At 63.6% G+C, this 15,816-nt stretch carries 13 protein-coding genes and 1 pseudogene; 8 read left to right on the top strand and 6 right to left on the bottom strand.

What is annotated here, in order from left to right; translation table 11 throughout:
- Nucleotides 1-15 precede the first annotated feature (15 nt).
- Nucleotides 16-1,755, bottom strand: a complete 1,740-nt coding sequence (mdoH, locus tag PVU19_RS17260) for a glucans biosynthesis glucosyltransferase MdoH (RefSeq protein WP_050664042.1) — start codon at nucleotides 1,753-1,755, stop codon at nucleotides 16-18.
- Nucleotides 1,756-1,977: 222 nt separating this feature from the next.
- Between mdoH and PVU19_RS17265 the strand changes: the two genes are divergently transcribed.
- The 6 genes from PVU19_RS17265 (at nucleotide 1,978) to PVU19_RS17290 (ending at nucleotide 6,891) form a co-directional block, all read left to right on the top strand.
- Nucleotides 1,978-2,373 (top strand): 6-pyruvoyl trahydropterin synthase family protein, encoded by a 396-nt coding sequence (locus PVU19_RS17265; protein WP_050664051.1) that lies wholly within the window; start codon nucleotides 1,978-1,980, stop codon nucleotides 2,371-2,373.
- 1 nt (nucleotide 2,374) lies between these two features.
- A complete protein-coding gene (locus PVU19_RS17270; RefSeq protein ID WP_050664043.1) occupies nucleotides 2,375-3,142 on the top strand; it encodes a class I SAM-dependent methyltransferase in 768 nt (255 codons plus the stop codon).
- A gap of 81 nt (nucleotides 3,143-3,223) precedes the next feature.
- Nucleotides 3,224-4,045, top strand: coding sequence for a RibD family protein (locus PVU19_RS17275; RefSeq protein ID WP_050664044.1), 822 nt, complete (start codon nucleotides 3,224-3,226; stop codon nucleotides 4,043-4,045).
- A 5-nt stretch (nucleotides 4,046-4,050) separates the two neighbouring features.
- Nucleotides 4,051-5,016, top strand: coding sequence for a zinc-dependent alcohol dehydrogenase (locus tag PVU19_RS17280; protein ID WP_050664045.1), 966 nt, complete (start codon nucleotides 4,051-4,053; stop codon nucleotides 5,014-5,016).
- Nucleotides 5,017-5,041: 25 nt separating this feature from the next.
- Entirely contained in the window at nucleotides 5,042-5,815 is a 774-nt protein-coding gene (locus PVU19_RS17285; protein WP_235575878.1) for an inositol monophosphatase family protein, read from the top strand.
- On the top strand, nucleotides 5,812-6,891 hold the full coding sequence (locus tag PVU19_RS17290) for a glycosyltransferase family 4 protein (RefSeq protein WP_050664047.1): 1,080 nt from the start codon (nucleotides 5,812-5,814) through the stop codon (nucleotides 6,889-6,891). Before PVU19_RS17285 ends, PVU19_RS17290 begins: the two co-directional genes overlap by 4 nt.
- 98 nt (nucleotides 6,892-6,989) lie before the next feature.
- Here PVU19_RS17290 and PVU19_RS17295 read toward each other — a convergent pair whose 3' ends face one another.
- The 5 genes from PVU19_RS17295 to istA all read right to left on the bottom strand — a co-directional run bounded on the left by PVU19_RS17295 (nucleotide 6,990) and on the right by istA (nucleotide 13,464).
- Nucleotides 6,990-9,011: a hypothetical protein gene (locus PVU19_RS17295; RefSeq protein WP_050664048.1), complete on the bottom strand. Its 2,022-nt coding sequence runs from the start codon at nucleotides 9,009-9,011 to the stop codon at nucleotides 6,990-6,992.
- Nucleotides 9,012-9,032: 21 nt separating this feature from the next.
- A complete protein-coding gene (locus PVU19_RS17300) occupies nucleotides 9,033-10,259 on the bottom strand; it encodes an ATP-grasp domain-containing protein (RefSeq protein ID WP_050664049.1) in 1,227 nt (408 codons plus the stop codon).
- 473 nt (nucleotides 10,260-10,732) lie between these two features.
- Nucleotides 10,733-10,999 (bottom strand): amphi-Trp domain-containing protein, encoded by a 267-nt coding sequence (locus PVU19_RS17305; protein WP_050664050.1) that lies wholly within the window; start codon nucleotides 10,997-10,999, stop codon nucleotides 10,733-10,735.
- Nucleotides 11,000-11,206: 207 nt separating this feature from the next.
- Nucleotides 11,207-11,971, bottom strand: a complete 765-nt coding sequence (gene istB, locus PVU19_RS17310; protein WP_274789796.1) for an IS21-like element helper ATPase IstB — start codon at nucleotides 11,969-11,971, stop codon at nucleotides 11,207-11,209.
- Nucleotides 11,968-13,464 (bottom strand): IS21 family transposase, encoded by a 1,497-nt coding sequence (gene istA, locus PVU19_RS17315; RefSeq protein ID WP_420833234.1) that lies wholly within the window; start codon nucleotides 13,462-13,464, stop codon nucleotides 11,968-11,970. Before istA ends, istB begins: the two co-directional genes overlap by 4 nt.
- Before the next feature lie 145 nt (nucleotides 13,465-13,609).
- On the opposite strand from istA, the gene PVU19_RS17320 reads away from it, so the two are divergent.
- Both PVU19_RS17320 and PVU19_RS17325 read left to right on the top strand, forming a co-directional pair.
- Nucleotides 13,610-14,869, top strand: coding sequence for a site-specific DNA-methyltransferase (locus tag PVU19_RS17320; protein ID WP_050663568.1), 1,260 nt, complete (start codon nucleotides 13,610-13,612; stop codon nucleotides 14,867-14,869).
- A pseudogene (locus PVU19_RS17325) lies at nucleotides 14,866-15,624 on the top strand (ParB/Srx family N-terminal domain-containing protein); the annotation flags it as partial. The gene PVU19_RS17320 and the pseudogene PVU19_RS17325, both read left to right, overlap by 4 nt.
- Nucleotides 15,625-15,816: the final 192 nt, after the last annotated feature.

Here is a 15,816-nt window from a genome sequence, read left to right on the forward strand (position 1 = left end):
CTCTATCCTCCCATGTCAGGCGGTGTTGGCGTGGATGGCAGCGGCCTCACGCTTTTGTGGTATGCGGTCCTCGGGAATGTCGAAAAGACCTGCGCGGCGCGACCAGCGCCCAAGGCCCGGCAGGGCCGAGAGTACGGCAATCGGGATTGCGCCGATAAGCGCCAGCAGGATCGGAGCGCCGAAAATCAGCGCCCAAGGGGCGAACGCCGCAAACCAGAGCCCAAGCGCCAGACCGATGACGGTCTGCGGCCAGAGGACGCGGGCGGCCTCGCTCCATTCCAGGCGCTCTCGGCTGCGTTGCTGCGCGCTCCAGCCGATGCGCTGCCCGAACAGCAGCCCAATGGCGAACCGTGTCAGCGCAAGAGCCACGATGGGGGCTGTGAGCATCGAAAAGAGCATCTCGATCAATCCGCCAATGGCAACGCGCGTGCCCCCTCCATAGGCCGCATGACGTTCCGGTCTGGCCAGCACCTGCGCCAGCCCCATGATCTTGGGGCTGAGGCTCAAGGTGAGAATTGTTGCGAAAAGTGCCAGCCCGGTGGCCACCGGCATCGCGTTCAACTGACCGGGCAGCGCCATCATCGCGGCCCCGATCAGGATGAAGGCCATCCAGGCGGGCGCACTGACATACATCAGGATCGCGAGCACCAGTTGAATGCGGCTCACCGCTTTGAGCCCCGGCATTGCCAGCAGGTGCAGATATTGCAGGTTACCGTTCATCCAGCGCAATTCGCGGCGGATGAAATCCACCAGGCTGGGCGGGTTTTCCTCGAAGCTCTGGCTTTCCTCGGCCATCACCCGCACCTCATAGCCTGCGCGCCGGATCATCACGGCCTCAAGCTGATCGTGGCTAAGGATCGGGCCCGAGAGCGGACCGCGCCCGGGCAGGTCAGGCAGCATGCAATGGCTGCGGAACGGCTCGGTGCGGATCAGGACGTTATGACCCCAGTTCGGCCCGCAATCGCCCTGCCACCAGGCCGAGCCGAGGGTGAAGGAGCGCATGCCGTGGCGCATCCCGAATTGGAATACGCGGGTGAAAAGACTGCGCGAGGGCAGACCGGTCACAAGGCTTTGCAGCATACCGATCTCGGGGCTGGCCTGCATCACGCGGACAAGACGAAAGACTGTCTCGGCGCCCATCTCGCTATCAGCATCAAGCGGCAGGAAGAAATCGCTCTCGCCTTCGTCACTATGCAGGAATTCGGCGATATTGCCCGCCTTGTAGCCGGTATTCTCGGTCCGGCGGCGATACTGGATTTGGGCATTGGGCCGCGCCGCGCGCCATTGGGCGACGCGCGCCTCTTCCTTGAGGGCGATGCCGGGCGCGTCAGTGTCGCTTAGCACGTGATAGGAAAACCGCCCGGCCCAGGGTGTGTGGGCGATCTCTGCCTCAAGCCGCCGCAGCCGATCGATGGAGGCGTCGGGATCTTCGTTGCGCAGGGGCATGACGATCGCGACCCGCGCGGTGAGCGGTTCGTCGCCCACGACCCGTGCCAAGGCAGGTGTGACATGCGTGGCGGCCTTTTCGCCATGCTGCAGGTCAAGCACCAGACCCAGCACGCTGTTCCAGAAGCCGATCGAGAGCCATGGCAGCGTCAGCGCGAAACAGATCAGCAACGCAACTTCGGCGAACGTGATGCCGGAGGGGGCGAAAAACGACGCCATCACCGAAAAGAGCAAAAGCACGGTCACCGAGTTGAGGCCAAGAACCAGCCGACGTCGCGCGCGAACGCGCTTGCCCTCGAACGGGGCCAAATGTCGGTACTCCTTATGTGTCGTGATTAGGGTCAACAGTCTCTCCAAGCGTGTCGGCAGCCTTGGCCTGATCATATAATGTTGAGGAAGAAGTAAAGTCTTGCCCGCCCCGGTCCAATGAATTCTTCGTGGGTGTGCGGGGAATCGCCGGTTTTGCCGCGTCGCTTGACCCTTTGGTGCGCAATGATAGCTATCTTGCGACACTGATTGAAGGAAATGCCCATGTTCGCCGTAGAAGTCCGAGATCACATCATGATCGCCCATTCGCTGCCCGCGCCGGTTTTCGGCCCGGCACAGGGCGTGCACGGAGCCACATTTGTGGTCGATGCCGCCTTTTACACCGAAGATCTCGACGCGCATGGGCTGGTGGTCGACATCGGGCTTGCGACCGAGGCGCTTGCCCGTGCGCTTGAACCGCTGCGCTATGGCAATCTGGACGAAAAGCCGGAATTCGAAGGCAAGTTCACCACGACCGAATTTCTCTGTCACCATATCTGGAGCGCGCTGCGCGAGACCGCCAAGTCCGAGGGACTTGGCGATGCCGGTCGGTTGCGCAGGATACGTGTGATGCTTCACGAAAGCCACGTGGCGCGCGGCTGGTACGAGGCCGATATCTGAGATGGGCTTTGACGCCGAATGGCTTGACCTACGCGCACCTGCGGACGATCGGGCGCGCGATGCCGGGTTGCTTGATCGCGCGATCGCTTATGCGGGCCCCGGCGCGCGCATGCTTGATCTGGGCTGCGGGACAGGGGCCACGGTGCGGGCCTTCGCGGCGTCGAGGGCCACGTCTCTTGACTGGTGTCTGCTAGACAATGACCAGGCGCTGCTGGATCTTGCGCGCGAACACCATCCAGCGGCAGATATTCGCCCCTGCGATCTGACCGACCTCGATGCGGTGCCTCTGACGGATGTGACGATGGTCACCGCGTCCGCGCTGTTCGATCTGGTCTCGGAGGACTGGGTGATACGCCTTTCTGATCGTTTGGCGCAGCACCGGATCGCGCTTTATGCGGCGCTCAGTTATGATGGTGTGATGCGTTGGAGCCCAGAGGACCGAGACGACGCCGAGGTGACGGATCGCTTCAACCTCCATCAATGCGGGGACAAGGGATTTGGTCCGGCGCTCGGAGCAGAGGCGGCTGTGCGGATGACCGCATTGCTGACTGCCCGCGGATATGAGGTCTTCAGCGCCCGGAGCCCCTGGCATCTCGGCCCGCAAGAGGCCCGATTGCAGGACGCCCTGCTCTCGGGGATCGCCGGAGCGGCGCAAGACGCGGGGTTCGACGATGCCGGGGGATGGGCGGCGCGTCGACGGGGTGCGATTAGCCATGGTCGGGCGGAAATCGGCCATGTGGATGTACTCGCCCTGCCCGGGGGCGGGTGACATTTGCACACTGGCCTCTATCTTTGCACATGACGCAGTAAAGACCCCTCAATTGGGGCAACGCAACAAAGGGAATGCCACATGCACGCGACCGACGTAACACCCAAGGTCTGGGATCGCATCGTCAGAACTCGTGCGGGCGCGTCCTGTTTGTGCTGCGGCGACTGGAGTGCGGGTGAGCGCGCGGCAATCGGCCTTTACGGGGCAATGATCGCGACCCCCGGCACCTGTCACGTTGCGGCGCAGATCGGGCAGTCGCTTGACGGGCGCGTTGCAACCCTATCGGGCGATGCCGCGGACGTGTCCGGGCCCGACGGGCTGGCGCATCTGCACCGCATGCGCGCGCTTGTCGATGCCGTGGTTGTCGGCGTGAAGACCGCGTTGCACGACAACCCGCGCCTAACCGTTCGGCTGGTGCCGGGGCGCAACCCGGCGCGTGTGGTGATCGACCCATCGGGCCGCCTGCCCAATGATGCGCGGCTCTTCGCCGAGGATGGTGCGCGCCGGATCGTGATCCAGACGGTGGATGTCCCCCGGCCTCCGGGTGTGGAGGTGATCCGCCTGCCGCGCGATACATGGATAGCGCCCCGTGCGATCATCACCGCGCTGCAGGGCAAGGGGTTGCATCATCTTCTGATCGAGGGCGGGGCAATTACCATCGCACGTTTTCTCGAAGCGGACCTGCTGACGCGCCTGCATGTCGCCGTGGCCCCGCTGCTCATCGGGTCCGGGCCGCAGGGGCTGACAACACAGCCGATATCGCGGCTTGCGCAGGCGCGCCGGCCGGAAACGCAGGTCTATGGGCTGGGATCGGACGTGGTGTTCGATTGTCTTGTCGGCACGCGGGCGGCCCCCTGTGCGTGGCCGCATGCCGCGATGTCCTCTGCGGCGTTGCACGGTTGACTCAGATGACGGAGGCTGCCCGCGCACTCTGGATCACCGGCCCGCGGGTTGCGGAAATCCGCCCGACCGATGTCACGCCCGGGCCCGAAGATTATGTCGTGCACACGCTCTTTTCCGGGATCAGCCGTGGAACGGAACGTCTCGTGTTCGAGGGCCGCGTGCCGGAAAGCGAATACCAGACCATGCGCGCGCCCATGCAGGGCGGGGAATTTCCCTTTCCCGTGAAATATGGCTACAGCGCCGTCGGCCAGATCCAAGACGGCCCGGACGCAGGCCGCATTGTCTTTGCCCTGCACCCGCACCAAACCCGATTCGCCTGTCCGCAGGCGATGGCCGTTCCAGTGCCATCAGCAGTGCCTGCCGCGCGCGCCGTGTTGGCGGCCAACATGGAAACCGCGCTCAATATTCTGTGGGATGCGCAGGTGCAGCCGGGCGACCGCGTGGCAGTGGTGGGGGCGGGCACGGTTGGCGCGCTCGCAGGCTATCTCGCGGCGCGTATCCCGGGCACCGAGACGTGCCTGATAGATGTCGATCCCACCCGCGCCGCTCTTGCCCGCGCGTTGGGCTGCGCCTTTGCCGCGCCCGATGCGGGACATGGCGAGGCAGATGTGGTGATCCATGCCTCGGCCACCGAAGCAGGGCTTGCGACTGCGCTGACGCTTGCCGGGCTCGAGGCCACGGTGATCGAGGCCAGCTGGTTCGGCACGCGGCCGACGACGATCAGCCTGGGGGCTGCGTTTCATCAAAGACGGCTGCGCCTGGTCGCCTCGCAGGTGGGTCGCATCCCCGCGCATCGCGCAGCCCGCTGGACACACCGCAGGCGTCTGGAAGCCGCACTTCGACTGCTCGACGATCCGGCGCTCGACACGCTCATCTCGGGGGAAAGTGCATTCGACATGACGGCGCAAGACTATGCCCATATCCTCGATGCCCCGGAGACACTGTGCCACAGGCTGCGCTATGAGGGATGATCCGGGCGGGGGGGCACTACACCTGATGACACGCGTGGCGCAAGAAGTGGGCGCGCAGTTGCTCGACCGGTTCGAGACGGTAAAATTCATTCCGCGCACCGAAAAGACAGCGGGCGATTTCGTGTCCGACGCGGACCTGACGGCGGAACGTATGATCCGCGACCGGTTGCAGGGTGCCCATCCCGGGATCGGCTGGCTTGGCGAGGAAACCGGCGCATCGGGTGACCCGAACGGCCTGCGCTGGATCGTCGATCCGCTCGACGGCACCACGAATTTCCTGCACGGGTTGCCGCATTGGGCTGTCTCCATTGCCTTGGCGCAGGGCGACCGGGTGATCGCCGGCGTGGTGCACGATCCGTTCAAGTCCGAGACATTCACCGCCGGGGCGGGCACCGGGGCATATCTCAATGGCGCACCGATGCGGGTGTCACAGGATGTTCCCCTCTCTCATGCGCTGCTCGCCACCGGCGTGCCTGCGGGCGGGCGGGTGACCTATCTCTCGCATAGCATGCGCGACATCGAGGGGTTGATGCCCGATTGCGCCGGGATACGCCGCTGGGGGGCCGCGACGCTGGATCTCGCCTATGTGGCGGCAGGCCGAATCGACGCCTATTGGGAGCGTAACCTCGGCCCTTGGGACGTAGCGGCGGGCCTGCTTCTGGTGACCGAGGCGGGTGGGGATATGCGGCCGCTCTGGCCGGGGCAGTCGGTGCTGGAGACAGGCTCGTTTCTGGCCTCGAATGCCGATCTCGGCCCGCTTCTGGCACCGCGCCTTTGCGACCTGCGAGACAGTGCATGACCGCGCCCCGCGCCATGGCCTTTGCCGTGCCGGGCGATATCGAAACGGTGACCGGCGGCTATCTCTATGATCGCAGGCTGGCCGATGCGCTGGTGGCGTCCGGCATTGACCTGCATCACCTGACCCTTGGCGACAGTTTTCCTCATCCGACTGCACGCGACATGGCGGATGCGCTGGCGCAGCTTGACCGGCTGCCCGCCAGTTGCCCCGCGCTTGTCGATGGGCTGGCCTTCGGCGCTCTTGACACGGGTCGGCTGTCAAAGGTCCGCGCCCCTCTTGTGGCTCTGGTGCATCATCCGCTCGCGCTCGAGCCGGGGCTGGAGACTGCACAGGCGCGCGAGATGGCGGCGCGTGAAATGGCCAACCTGGCGCTTGCACGGCATATCGTCGTGACAAGCCCGCATATCGCTCGCCTGCTGGAGACTGAGTACGGTGTTGCGCATGACCGGATCGGCATTGCCAAACCGGGATTCGTTCGGAATCCGGACGCAGAGCCACGGCGTGCCGCAACACCGCCGCTCATTCTCTCCGTGGGTCTGCTTGCCCGGCGCAAGGGACATGACATCCTGATGCGCGCCCTTGCCCAGATCACAGATCTCGACTGGCAGTCAGTGATCGTCGGGCGAAAGCATGAACCCGACACCGTCCGCAACCTGCGTGAGCTGCGCGAGGACCTCGGCCTAGCGGCGCGCGTGCATCTGACCGGCGAGATTTCGCAGACGCGGCTTGACGCGCTTTATCGCGAGGCGAGTCTGTTTGCCCTAGCAACCAGATACGAGGGGTATGGCATCGTATTTGACGAGGCGATGGGACATGCGTTGCCCATCGTGAGCACGCGTGCAGGGGCCACACCCGATACGGTGCCACAAGCGGCTAGCCTGCTGGTGCCGCCCGACGATGTCGATGCCTTCGCCGACGCGCTGCGCCGATTGCTTGGTGACCCGTGCCTGCGCAAGGCCTGTTCCGAGGCAGCCCGCGATGCTGCGGCACGTCTCGGGGGATGGTCCCATGCCGCCGAAGTGGTTTCGGCGGCTCTGTTCGGGCCAATCGTGGCGAATGCTGACGTGCCGAAGTAACAGTCCAACTGCCGCCAAACCGATGCCAGAGGCGGTATTATTGTCTCTGCTAACCACCGCTGAACTCCGGAGGCACAGTTTAATTGTCTTGAAGCGGCTCAGCTTGGCCCGGCCGCGGCGAGGCGTGAAATGGCTTCGCCACTGATCTCCTCGCGTCCAGCGGCCCAGGTGCCGCGCGCCTGGCTCGCGACGCGCTGCAAAATGTCCTGCGCGGGACGATTGCTGGCTGCCGGGCGCATTCCGTCTTCATGGAAGAGATAGAGACGAGAGGCGAAGGTCTCGAATGGCAATGAGGCCTCGCCGAACCGTTCTCCCGACCCATGGGTCGAGACCACCGCACCGGCGCCCCAATCCTGACCTGAATCGTTGTTCGGATTGTAGAAATAAACCCGCATCTCGCCTTCCCGGTCCGGAGCCACACGCAGGATGGTGATGGCGTGCCAGCCGACAAAGCGACCAGCAGCATCAGTGGCTGCGATCCCGGCGGGCTGCGGATGGATCACTGGCTCGCCGCTATTGTATTGCGGGTGATAGGCAGTGTGGAAACGGGCGATGAAATCCTTGATCCCGGCCAGCGCCCCGGTCGGCACATCGACCGCCACGGCGCAGGCGCGGCCCACCCACCAGCCGTGAAATTCGGGATTGATCCAGATATGCGGATCGTCGTTGCGCGCGGCGCAGAGCCGACCCATCTCGGCATAGATCCGGTCAAGGTGCGGCACCAGTACGACCGATACGGGATCGGCATCAAGCGGCGCACCGAGGGCCAGCCCCGCAGGCAGATCAGCGGAGTTGATCGCGCGCCCCTCGAAATGCATCATCACCGAGTCGATGCGTGTTCCCTGCGCCACCAGGTGCAGCAAGTAGTCGGGGTCGTTCTGCGCCCACATCGCGATGGCACGCGCCGATTGGCAAGTCGGGTTGGCACCTTGCCCCACACCCAACGGCAAGCCCAGAACCTGAATGCAGCCCGCCAGCAGCAGGTCGGCGGGTTCCGCCGCGTGCAGCCCGGCCATCGACAGGCGCTCTGCCACGGCGGGACAGGGCGCAAGCTCCAGTTGGCGGCGCAGGGCCGGGGCGATTGGGGCGTGATGCAGGATGCCCCGGTCAAGCATCAGCGACATGCCGTACAGCGCCTGCGCGGTCTCGGGCCGCACCGCGCGGCGGATCAGCTCAATGATCAGGCCTCGGTGCTGCTGCATGCAGTCGCGCCCGGTGGTGCCGAGGCCCAGCGTGTCCGCGACCATGCCATCATGCTCGGTCTCCAGCACCCAGGTCAGAAACGCGGCGTGATAGTCCGAGACGAGGCCGGTATCGTGCATCGCCCGCGCCAGTCCCTGCGCCTCGTGGCGCAGATCGGTTTCGTCCATCACGGCGAGCCGTTCGTGATAGGTGTCGAGACCAGGATCGCCCATGCAGGCGGAGGTCGGGCCGAACAGCGCCGAGACCAGACGGTCGGCCCCTAGACGCCGGTCGCCGATCTCGCCACCACGCTCGCTGAGGGTGATGGCGATCTGCGCGATCATGTCCTTGGCGTGGGCCACCTGAATGGGCCGTTGCCGCAGGATACGCCAGATCTCGTCGACCAATTCGCCCAACACGTCCTGAAAGCCGACATGCTCGGCCAGATATCGAAACAGCGCGTCGGTGGTGGCCTGCTGCGCGCCCGCCATCCGAGCCGCCTCATCCGTGGCGCCGAAAAAGCGCCGCATGTTGAGTGCGAGAACCTGGGTCAGAAAGCGCCGGGCCGCAGCGGCATGGATATGCGGGTGTTCGGCCTCGCCCTTGGCCACCGCCAGCAGCCGCAGCAGGCTGACCGCCTCGGCGGCAACCGAGGCTGGCGCGCCCTGTTCAAGCGTGCCCGAGACAAGGCCGGGCAGCAGATTGGCGGGCGCATCCCAGTCGGACCCGGCAAAGATACCCGCCGCATCCATCCGGGGGGCCAATGCATGCAGGCGCGCTATCCCGTCCGGCACGGTCAGCAGCCGCCCCGCCACGTCCAGTACCTGCACCTGAAAGCGGGGCTTGGCAAAGGGACGGGCCTCTTGCAGATGCGTCAGCGGCCCTTCGAGCGTGGCGGCGAGACGATCCACCTCGCCACCCTGTTCCGTGCCTGCCATCAGAGATACCCTCGGGTGTGGTTAAACATAAAAATCAAGCTCTTCCTGTGCCTTGAGCAGGTCGCGCAACTGGTGCGGGTTCTCTCCGAAGAAATAGACCAGCCCCCAATGGGTACCGAAGGCGGTGCGCTTTGTCACCTTCTGCTCCATCGGTTGCGCCAGTTCGTGAAACTCGAAATAGGGGTTCTTGGCGGTCTCTTCGGGGACTTCCAACCGCTCAACCACCCGTCGGCGCGGATAGGCCCCGAAACATCCCGCATGGCCCTTGGCATCCTCGACCGGGGTCGGGAAGAAAGCGTCAAGCTCCTCCTGCGTGGTCTTGGGGTCAAACGCCAGCACGATGCCCTGATAGCCGTTGAAGCCGTACGCCCGCTCGATCAGCTCCAGCGCGTTGAAGCCCGGCGGGCGATAGGCGACCTCGCCGAAATACATCGTGCCGTCGCTGGTCACGAAATACTCGGGGTGGATAAAGCCGAAGTCGATATCGAAAGCCTTGATCAGCTTGTTGATCTCCTCCTCGATCTTGGGCCGCCAGGATTCGAGCTCCGGAGTGGCGGGCACAAAGACCGAATAGCCAAGCGTCACGTATTCCGAGATGTTGAGAAACTGGATCTTGCCGTCCTTGATCCAGGCCTCCACTGCGAATTCCCAACCGTCCAGATGACTTTCGAGGAGCGCCGGAAACTCGTCATTCGAGATCGAATCGACATCCTCGACCGTGCGGATGGTGCGATGCCCGAGGCACCCCGCCTTGTCGAAGGCCTTGAAGTGGATCGGGTCGTCGGGATCGCCTTCAAGCTTGAGCAGCGTCTGATTCACCCGCTTGAGAAAGCGGACGACGTCGGCGTGATTATCGGCCTCCTCGAAGATGCCGACGCGAATACCGGCAAGCTGCGCGCGGCGTTTCATTAGAGATTTGTCGCGGAACAGCATGGATTGTCCGAGCAGGCGCGCATTGTCGAGCAGGACCGAGTTGATCGCCCCCGCCCATTCGACGGTCTCCTCGAATAGCGGGACCGCGACGTCGCAGCCCTCGTCCTTGAGGATTTGCGCGATCTCGTGAGACCGCTCGTTGAGCCGGTCGAAATCCCAGGCGATGAAGGGAATGTCATTGGCCTTGGCATAGTCCTCGGCCCAAGAGGGGGCGACGATTACATAGCGACGGTCAAAGCGGTCAATGGCATCGATCGCGTTCAGCGACCAGCCCAGGATCGCCACATAGCCCTTGTCTGGATTTTTCTCGGTCATAGTTGCCCTTTCGTGTCTTGGGAATGCCTAGCGTGAGTCAGAAGTATGTCCCGGCAGACTAGTGGCCGCACGCCAAAGGCAGTGTGTGCCGCAATTGGCACAGTGAATTTATGTCCATCACTCCAACATACTTAGCATATCTAATTAAAATTTCAAAGGGCGGCTAAAACACCCGAGGATTTCAGCGTTTGCAAATCTTCCAAATGAGAGGGATTTTCTTCAGAATATCAAGCTTTTTAACAGTATAATCATGGAGATGGCGCTGAGGCTACGACAGTAGAGCGCTGTTTGATATAATTAGGTTCATCTAACTTAATGAAGCCCTTTGGAGTTTACGTGTCCGATCTTGATCGCCTGAAACGAGCGTAGGATCAGAAGTTAGCTGTGCGATGATCCATCCCAAGCGGGCGGCTGCACCTATCAACGCATGCGTCGTTTCATGCCGGGCCTTTCCCACCGCAACGCCCACGGCGTCACTTGATCTGCGGGGCGGTCTTGCTCTTTGGCGCAGTGTCTTCCGTCCAGGATATCCGCAGATCGACGCGGCAAGCGCCGTCTGATCGGTCGGCCTTGATGCGCAGGGTCATCAGCCCCTCAATCGGCAGGGTGAGGTCCTTGTCGCCATCGCTGAGCGTGATTTCTCCCGATCCGATGCCCTTGGTCAAGGCGTTGAGCAGGGTCTTGATTGTCTTGCGGTCCTGAAGCGACTCGTGGCGGAATTTGCCGTCGGGCAGGCTCATGCCGCAGCCCCGTCCAGGACCGGGCGTTCCGGGTGAAAATTGTCAACGCCGGAGTAAAATCCAGCCACAGGGCGGCGCAAAAACCGGCCACTTTGGGTTTGGGCGTAACGCGCGGCACGAGGCGGCGGCCAGTCAGCCGCGCTTCCCAAATAGCTGGCGGTTGACTGGCCGCTTTGGCCCGTCAGGGCCAAATCTGGATAGGCTGGATCAGGCGTTGTTGTTGGACTTGCGCGCGCGGCTTTGAGCGAGACGATAGCTCTCGCCGTTCATCTCGAGAATGTTGACGTGGTGCGTCAGCCTGTCGAGGAGCGCGCCGGTCAGGCGCTCGGTGCCGAAGGTTTCGGTCCATTCGTCGAACGGCAGGTTGCTGGTGATCAGCGTGGCACCACGCTCGTAGCGCTGCGAGATCAGCTCGAACAGCAGCTCGGCGCCGGTCTTGGAGAGCGGCACGAAGCCCAGCTCGTCGATGATGAGCAGCTTGACGCTGGCCAGTTGCTTTTGCAGGCGCAGCAGACGGCGCTCGTCGCGGGCCTCCATCAATTCATTGACCAGCGCTGCGGCGGTGGTGAAGCGGACGGGCAACCCCTTCTGGCAGGCCGCCAACCCGAGGCCCAGGGCGATGTGCGTCTTGCCGGTGCCGCTTGGCCCGAGGGCGATGGTGTTCTCGCGCCGCTCGATCCATCCGCAGCGGGCCAATTCCAACACCTGCATCTTGTTGAGCTTCGGGATCGCCTTGAAGTCGAAGCTGTCCAGGCTCTTGGCGGCCGGGAACTTCGCGGCCTTGATGCGACGCTCGATCATCCGCCGTTCGCGGTCGATCATTTCCATTTCGACGAGGCGCGCCAGGAACTGGACGTGATCCAGCCCTTCAGTGGCGCATTGACGTGCCTGCTTCTCGTATTCGCGCAGGAAGGTGGGCAGCTTCAGCGTCTTCAGGTGATGGTTGAGCAGGATCTGCGGAGCCTCCGTCATCCCGTCGCCTCTGTCATCAGGGTCATGTAGCTGGCAGCCGAGGTCGTCCCAACATCGGCACGCGGCAGGTAGGGATAGCTGGCCAAGTCAAGCTTGGGCGGGCGCTTCTCGATCCGACAGAGCAGAATGTGCTTGACCGCATCGAAGCCCGTCGCGCGCAGGCGCAGGGCCTCCTTGACCGCGCCATGCAGGTCGTCGAGGCCGAATGTCTCCAGCAGTCTCAGGACTTGCACATACTCACGCCGTCCCATCTTCAGCATGTGTGCCTCCATGAGGCGGCGCAGGGTCTGGAACTCTTCGGGCAGATCCCACGCTGCCAAGGGCGCAGCCTGATCCAGGGCATTGATCTTGCGTTCGATCAGCGGGAGATAATGAATCGGATCGAAGACCACATCCTCGCGCGCGTAACACCGCGGATGCCGGGCGATCACGTCTCCACGGCAGCCGATCACGACCTGATCGACATAGCCGCGCACCCAGACATTCTGATGACCATAGGCGACGGGAACCGAGTAATCGTTGGTCTCGTAGCGCACGAGCGATTGCGAACTGACCTGGCCGCTGGCTTGCGCGCAAGCCTCGAATGGAGCCCCGGGCAGTGGCTTCATCGCCGCCAGATCGCGCTGCAGCCGTTCGCCAATCGTTTCCTTATGGCCACGCAGGATCTCGTTCTGGCGATTGCGGCACTGGGCCTCCAGATCCGCGTTGAACGCGTCCCAGCTGGCAAAACGCGGGACCGGCACCATGAAGTTCCGGCGGGCGTAACCAACGATGCCCTCGACTTTACCCTTGTCGTTTCCCTTGCCCGGCCGCCCGTAGCGGTCATGGAACAGGTAATGCGACTGCAGGGCACTGAACAGCGTGGCGCGCTGGCGCGTCCCGTCGGCCAGGATCTTCGAGACCAGGCAACGATCGTTGTCATAAAGGATGGAGTGCGGGACGCCGCTGAAGAAGGCAAAGGCGTGGACGTGGCCATCCATCCACGCCTCCGCCGTCGCCGCGGGATAGGCCCGCACAAAGCAGGCGTCGCTGTGCGGCAAATCCAAGACGAAGAAATGGGCCTTCTGCTCGACGCCATCGATGATCACCATGGCTTCGCCGAAATCCGCCTGGGCATCCCCGGGCGGGTGGGCGAGCGGCACGAACATCTCACGTCCACGCCGCTCGCGGTCCCGGATATAGTCCTTGATGATCGTGTAGCCGCCGGTGAAACCGTGCTCCTCGCGCAACCGGTCATATACCCGCTTGGCGGTATGGCGCTGCTTGCGGTGGGTCTCACGATCCCCGTCCAGCCACGCGTCGATAATCTCGGTGAACCCGTCCAGCTTCGGGCGCTTGATCGGCTTCTGGCGCCGGTAACCGGGCGGCGCTGAAAACGCCAGCATCTTGGCTACGCTGTCGCGCGAAACATTGAAATGACGCGCTGCTTCTCGCTGGCTCATGCCTTCGCCACACGCCAGGCGAACCTTCAAATACAAATCCACGGTATGCATCTCCACGCCCCCTCTTGCCGTCACAAGAAGAGCAAAATGGCCGGTTTTTACACCGCCCGCAGCAGGACTATCCCGCCGCTACCGTGGCCGAGTTTTGCACCGCCGTTCTCAGCACGTCTGCCCTGCCCCAAATGAGAACCGCCCCATGGACCTGGTCTTCGCACCGAGCCAGATTGAAACCTGGCCGATTGACCGGCCGCGCCCCTACGTCCGCAATGCCAAGATCCACGGCACCGACCAGGTGGCCAAGATCGCGGCCAGCATGGCGAAGTTCGGCTGGACCGTGCCCTGCATGGTGGCCGACGATGGCGAACTGATCGCCGGGCATGGCCGGGTGCTGGCCGCCGCCATGCTGGGGCTGAAGGACGTGCCGGTGATCCGGCTGAGCCACCTCGACGAAGCGGAACGCCGGGCCTACCGGATCGCCGACAACAAGTTGACCGAGCTGGGCGAATGGGACGAGGCGATGTTGCGAGACGAGATCGCGGGGCTGCTGGCCGAGGATTTCGATCTGTCGCTGCTCGGGATCACCGACGAGGATCTTGATGCGCTGTTGCGCGACCCGGATCAGGTAGAAGGCGGCGCAGTCGAGGGCGAAGACGATATCCCCGAACCACCCGTCACGCCGGTGTCGGTCGCGGGGGATCTCTGGCAGCTTGGATCGCATCGGCTGATCTGCGGCGACAGCACCTCCGCCGATGTGGTCGGGCGGCTGCTGGGTGATGTAAGGCCACTGCTGATGGTCACCGATCCGCCCTATGGCGTGGAGTACGATCCGTCTTGGCGCAACCAGTCAGGTGCGGCCAAGACCAAACGCACCGGCAAGGTGCTGAACGACGACCGAGCAGATTGGCGCGAAGCGTGGGCGCTGTTCCCCGGCGATGTCGCCTATCTCTGGCATGGCGCGCTGCATGCGACCACCGTGGCTGAAAGCCTTGTGGCGGCTGGCTTCAATGTGCGGTCGCAGATCATTTGGGCAAAGGACCGCCTCGTCCTCAGCCGGGGTGACTATCACTGGCAGCATGAACCCTGCTGGTATGCAGTGAAGAAAACCGGCAAGGGACATTGGGCGGGCGATCGCAAGCAGACCACGCTGTGGCACATTTCCGGCAAGGACCAAGACGCGGCCACCGTGCACGGTACTCAGAAGCCGGTCGAATGCATGCGCCGCCCGATCCTGAACAACTCCAGCCCCGGTCAGGCGGTGTATGAACCCTTCATGGGATCCGGCACCACGCTGATCGCGGCGGAAACCACCGGCCGGGTGTGCTTCGGAATAGAATTGAACCCAGCCTACGTCGATGTCGCCATCGAGCGCTGGCAGCAATTTACCGGTGCCAATGCCGTGCTGGCGGAAACGGGCGAGACCTTTGCCGACCTGAAGGCCAAGAGGCTGGCGGCATGAGCAAGCCCCTGCTTCCAGGTCGGATCGAACACTGGCCGCTGGCCCGGCTGAAGCCATATGCCCGCAACGCCAAGACTCACGACGCCGATCAGGTCGCGAAGATCGCCGCCAGCATGGCCGAGTTCGGCTGGACCGTGCCGGTGTTGGTTGCCGCCGATGGCGAGCTGATTGCTGGCCATGGCCGTATCCTGGCGGCGGCCCATCTTGGGCTGACGGAGGCCCCGGTCATTATTCTGGGCCATCTGACCGAAGCGCAGCGCCGGGCTTACCGGATCGCTGACAACAAGTTAACCGAGCTGGGCGGCTGGGATGAAGCCCTGCTCTTGCAGGAATTGCAGGCGCTGCTGGCCGAGGACTTCGACCTCGGGCTGATCGGCATCCCCGAGGACGAACTGGACGCTCTGTTGGCAGACGCCGACGACCGCCCGGCGATTTCTGACGATGCGGCCGACGCCATCCCCGAACCGCCCACCGAACCTATCACCCGCCCGGGCGATATCCGGGCGCTGGGCAAGCATCGGCTGTGTTGCGGCGATGCGACCGATCCTGCTGCCGTGGCCAAGCTGATGCAGAATGAGACGGCGACGCTGATGTTCACCTCACCGCCCTACGCCCAGCAGCGCGATTACGGTGCGGCGAAGGAGAAGGTCGGCGATTGGGATGCGCTGATGCAGGGCGTGTTCGCGTCGGCCCCGGTCACAGCCGACGCGCAGCTACTGGTCAACCTCGGCCTCGTGCACCGCGACAGCGAATGGCATGTGTGGATGGCTCCTGCATAGCAAGACATTTTTGATCAGATTTGTGCATTTGTCAGAAGCAGTCATGTGTCCGGCCTGTTTGCGCGGTTTTTGACCGCTGGCCCTGATGGATTCCGCAAACCAAGTCCCTATCAGCTTTGCGGGCTTTAATGCCCGAGCCATTCGGCGGGGTGTCTTGGTTTTGGCGGC

The sequence above is a fragment of the Roseovarius tolerans genome, assembly GCF_028885395.1.
GTDB lineage: Bacteria > Pseudomonadota > Alphaproteobacteria > Rhodobacterales > Rhodobacteraceae > Roseovarius > Roseovarius tolerans.

Excerpts from the sequence above, each read along its gene's own strand:
- PVU19_RS17265 (WP_050664051.1), top strand. The coding sequence starts at position 1,978 with ATGTTCGCCGTAGAAGTCCGAGATCACATCATGATCGCCCATTCGCTG.
- PVU19_RS17270 (WP_050664043.1), top strand. The coding sequence starts at position 2,375 with ATGGGCTTTGACGCCGAATGGCTTGACCTACGCGCACCTGCGGACGAT.
- PVU19_RS17275 (WP_050664044.1), top strand. The coding sequence starts at position 3,224 with ATGCACGCGACCGACGTAACACCCAAGGTCTGGGATCGCATCGTCAGA.
- PVU19_RS17280 (WP_050664045.1), top strand. The coding sequence starts at position 4,051 with ATGACGGAGGCTGCCCGCGCACTCTGGATCACCGGCCCGCGGGTTGCG.
- PVU19_RS17285 (WP_235575878.1), top strand. The coding sequence starts at position 5,042 with ATGACACGCGTGGCGCAAGAAGTGGGCGCGCAGTTGCTCGACCGGTTC.
- PVU19_RS17290 (WP_050664047.1), top strand. The coding sequence starts at position 5,812 with ATGACCGCGCCCCGCGCCATGGCCTTTGCCGTGCCGGGCGATATCGAA.
- PVU19_RS17295 (WP_050664048.1), bottom strand. The coding sequence starts at position 9,011 with ATGGCAGGCACGGAACAGGGTGGCGAGGTGGATCGTCTCGCCGCCACG.
- PVU19_RS17300 (WP_050664049.1), bottom strand. The coding sequence starts at position 10,259 with ATGACCGAGAAAAATCCAGACAAGGGCTATGTGGCGATCCTGGGCTGG.
- PVU19_RS17305 (WP_050664050.1), bottom strand. The coding sequence starts at position 10,999 with ATGAGCCTGCCCGACGGCAAATTCCGCCACGAGTCGCTTCAGGACCGC.
- istB (WP_274789796.1), bottom strand. The coding sequence starts at position 11,971 with ATGACGGAGGCTCCGCAGATCCTGCTCAACCATCACCTGAAGACGCTG.
- istA (WP_420833234.1), bottom strand. The coding sequence starts at position 13,464 with ATGCATACCGTGGATTTGTATTTGAAGGTTCGCCTGGCGTGTGGCGAA.
- PVU19_RS17320 (WP_050663568.1), top strand. The coding sequence starts at position 13,610 with ATGGACCTGGTCTTCGCACCGAGCCAGATTGAAACCTGGCCGATTGAC.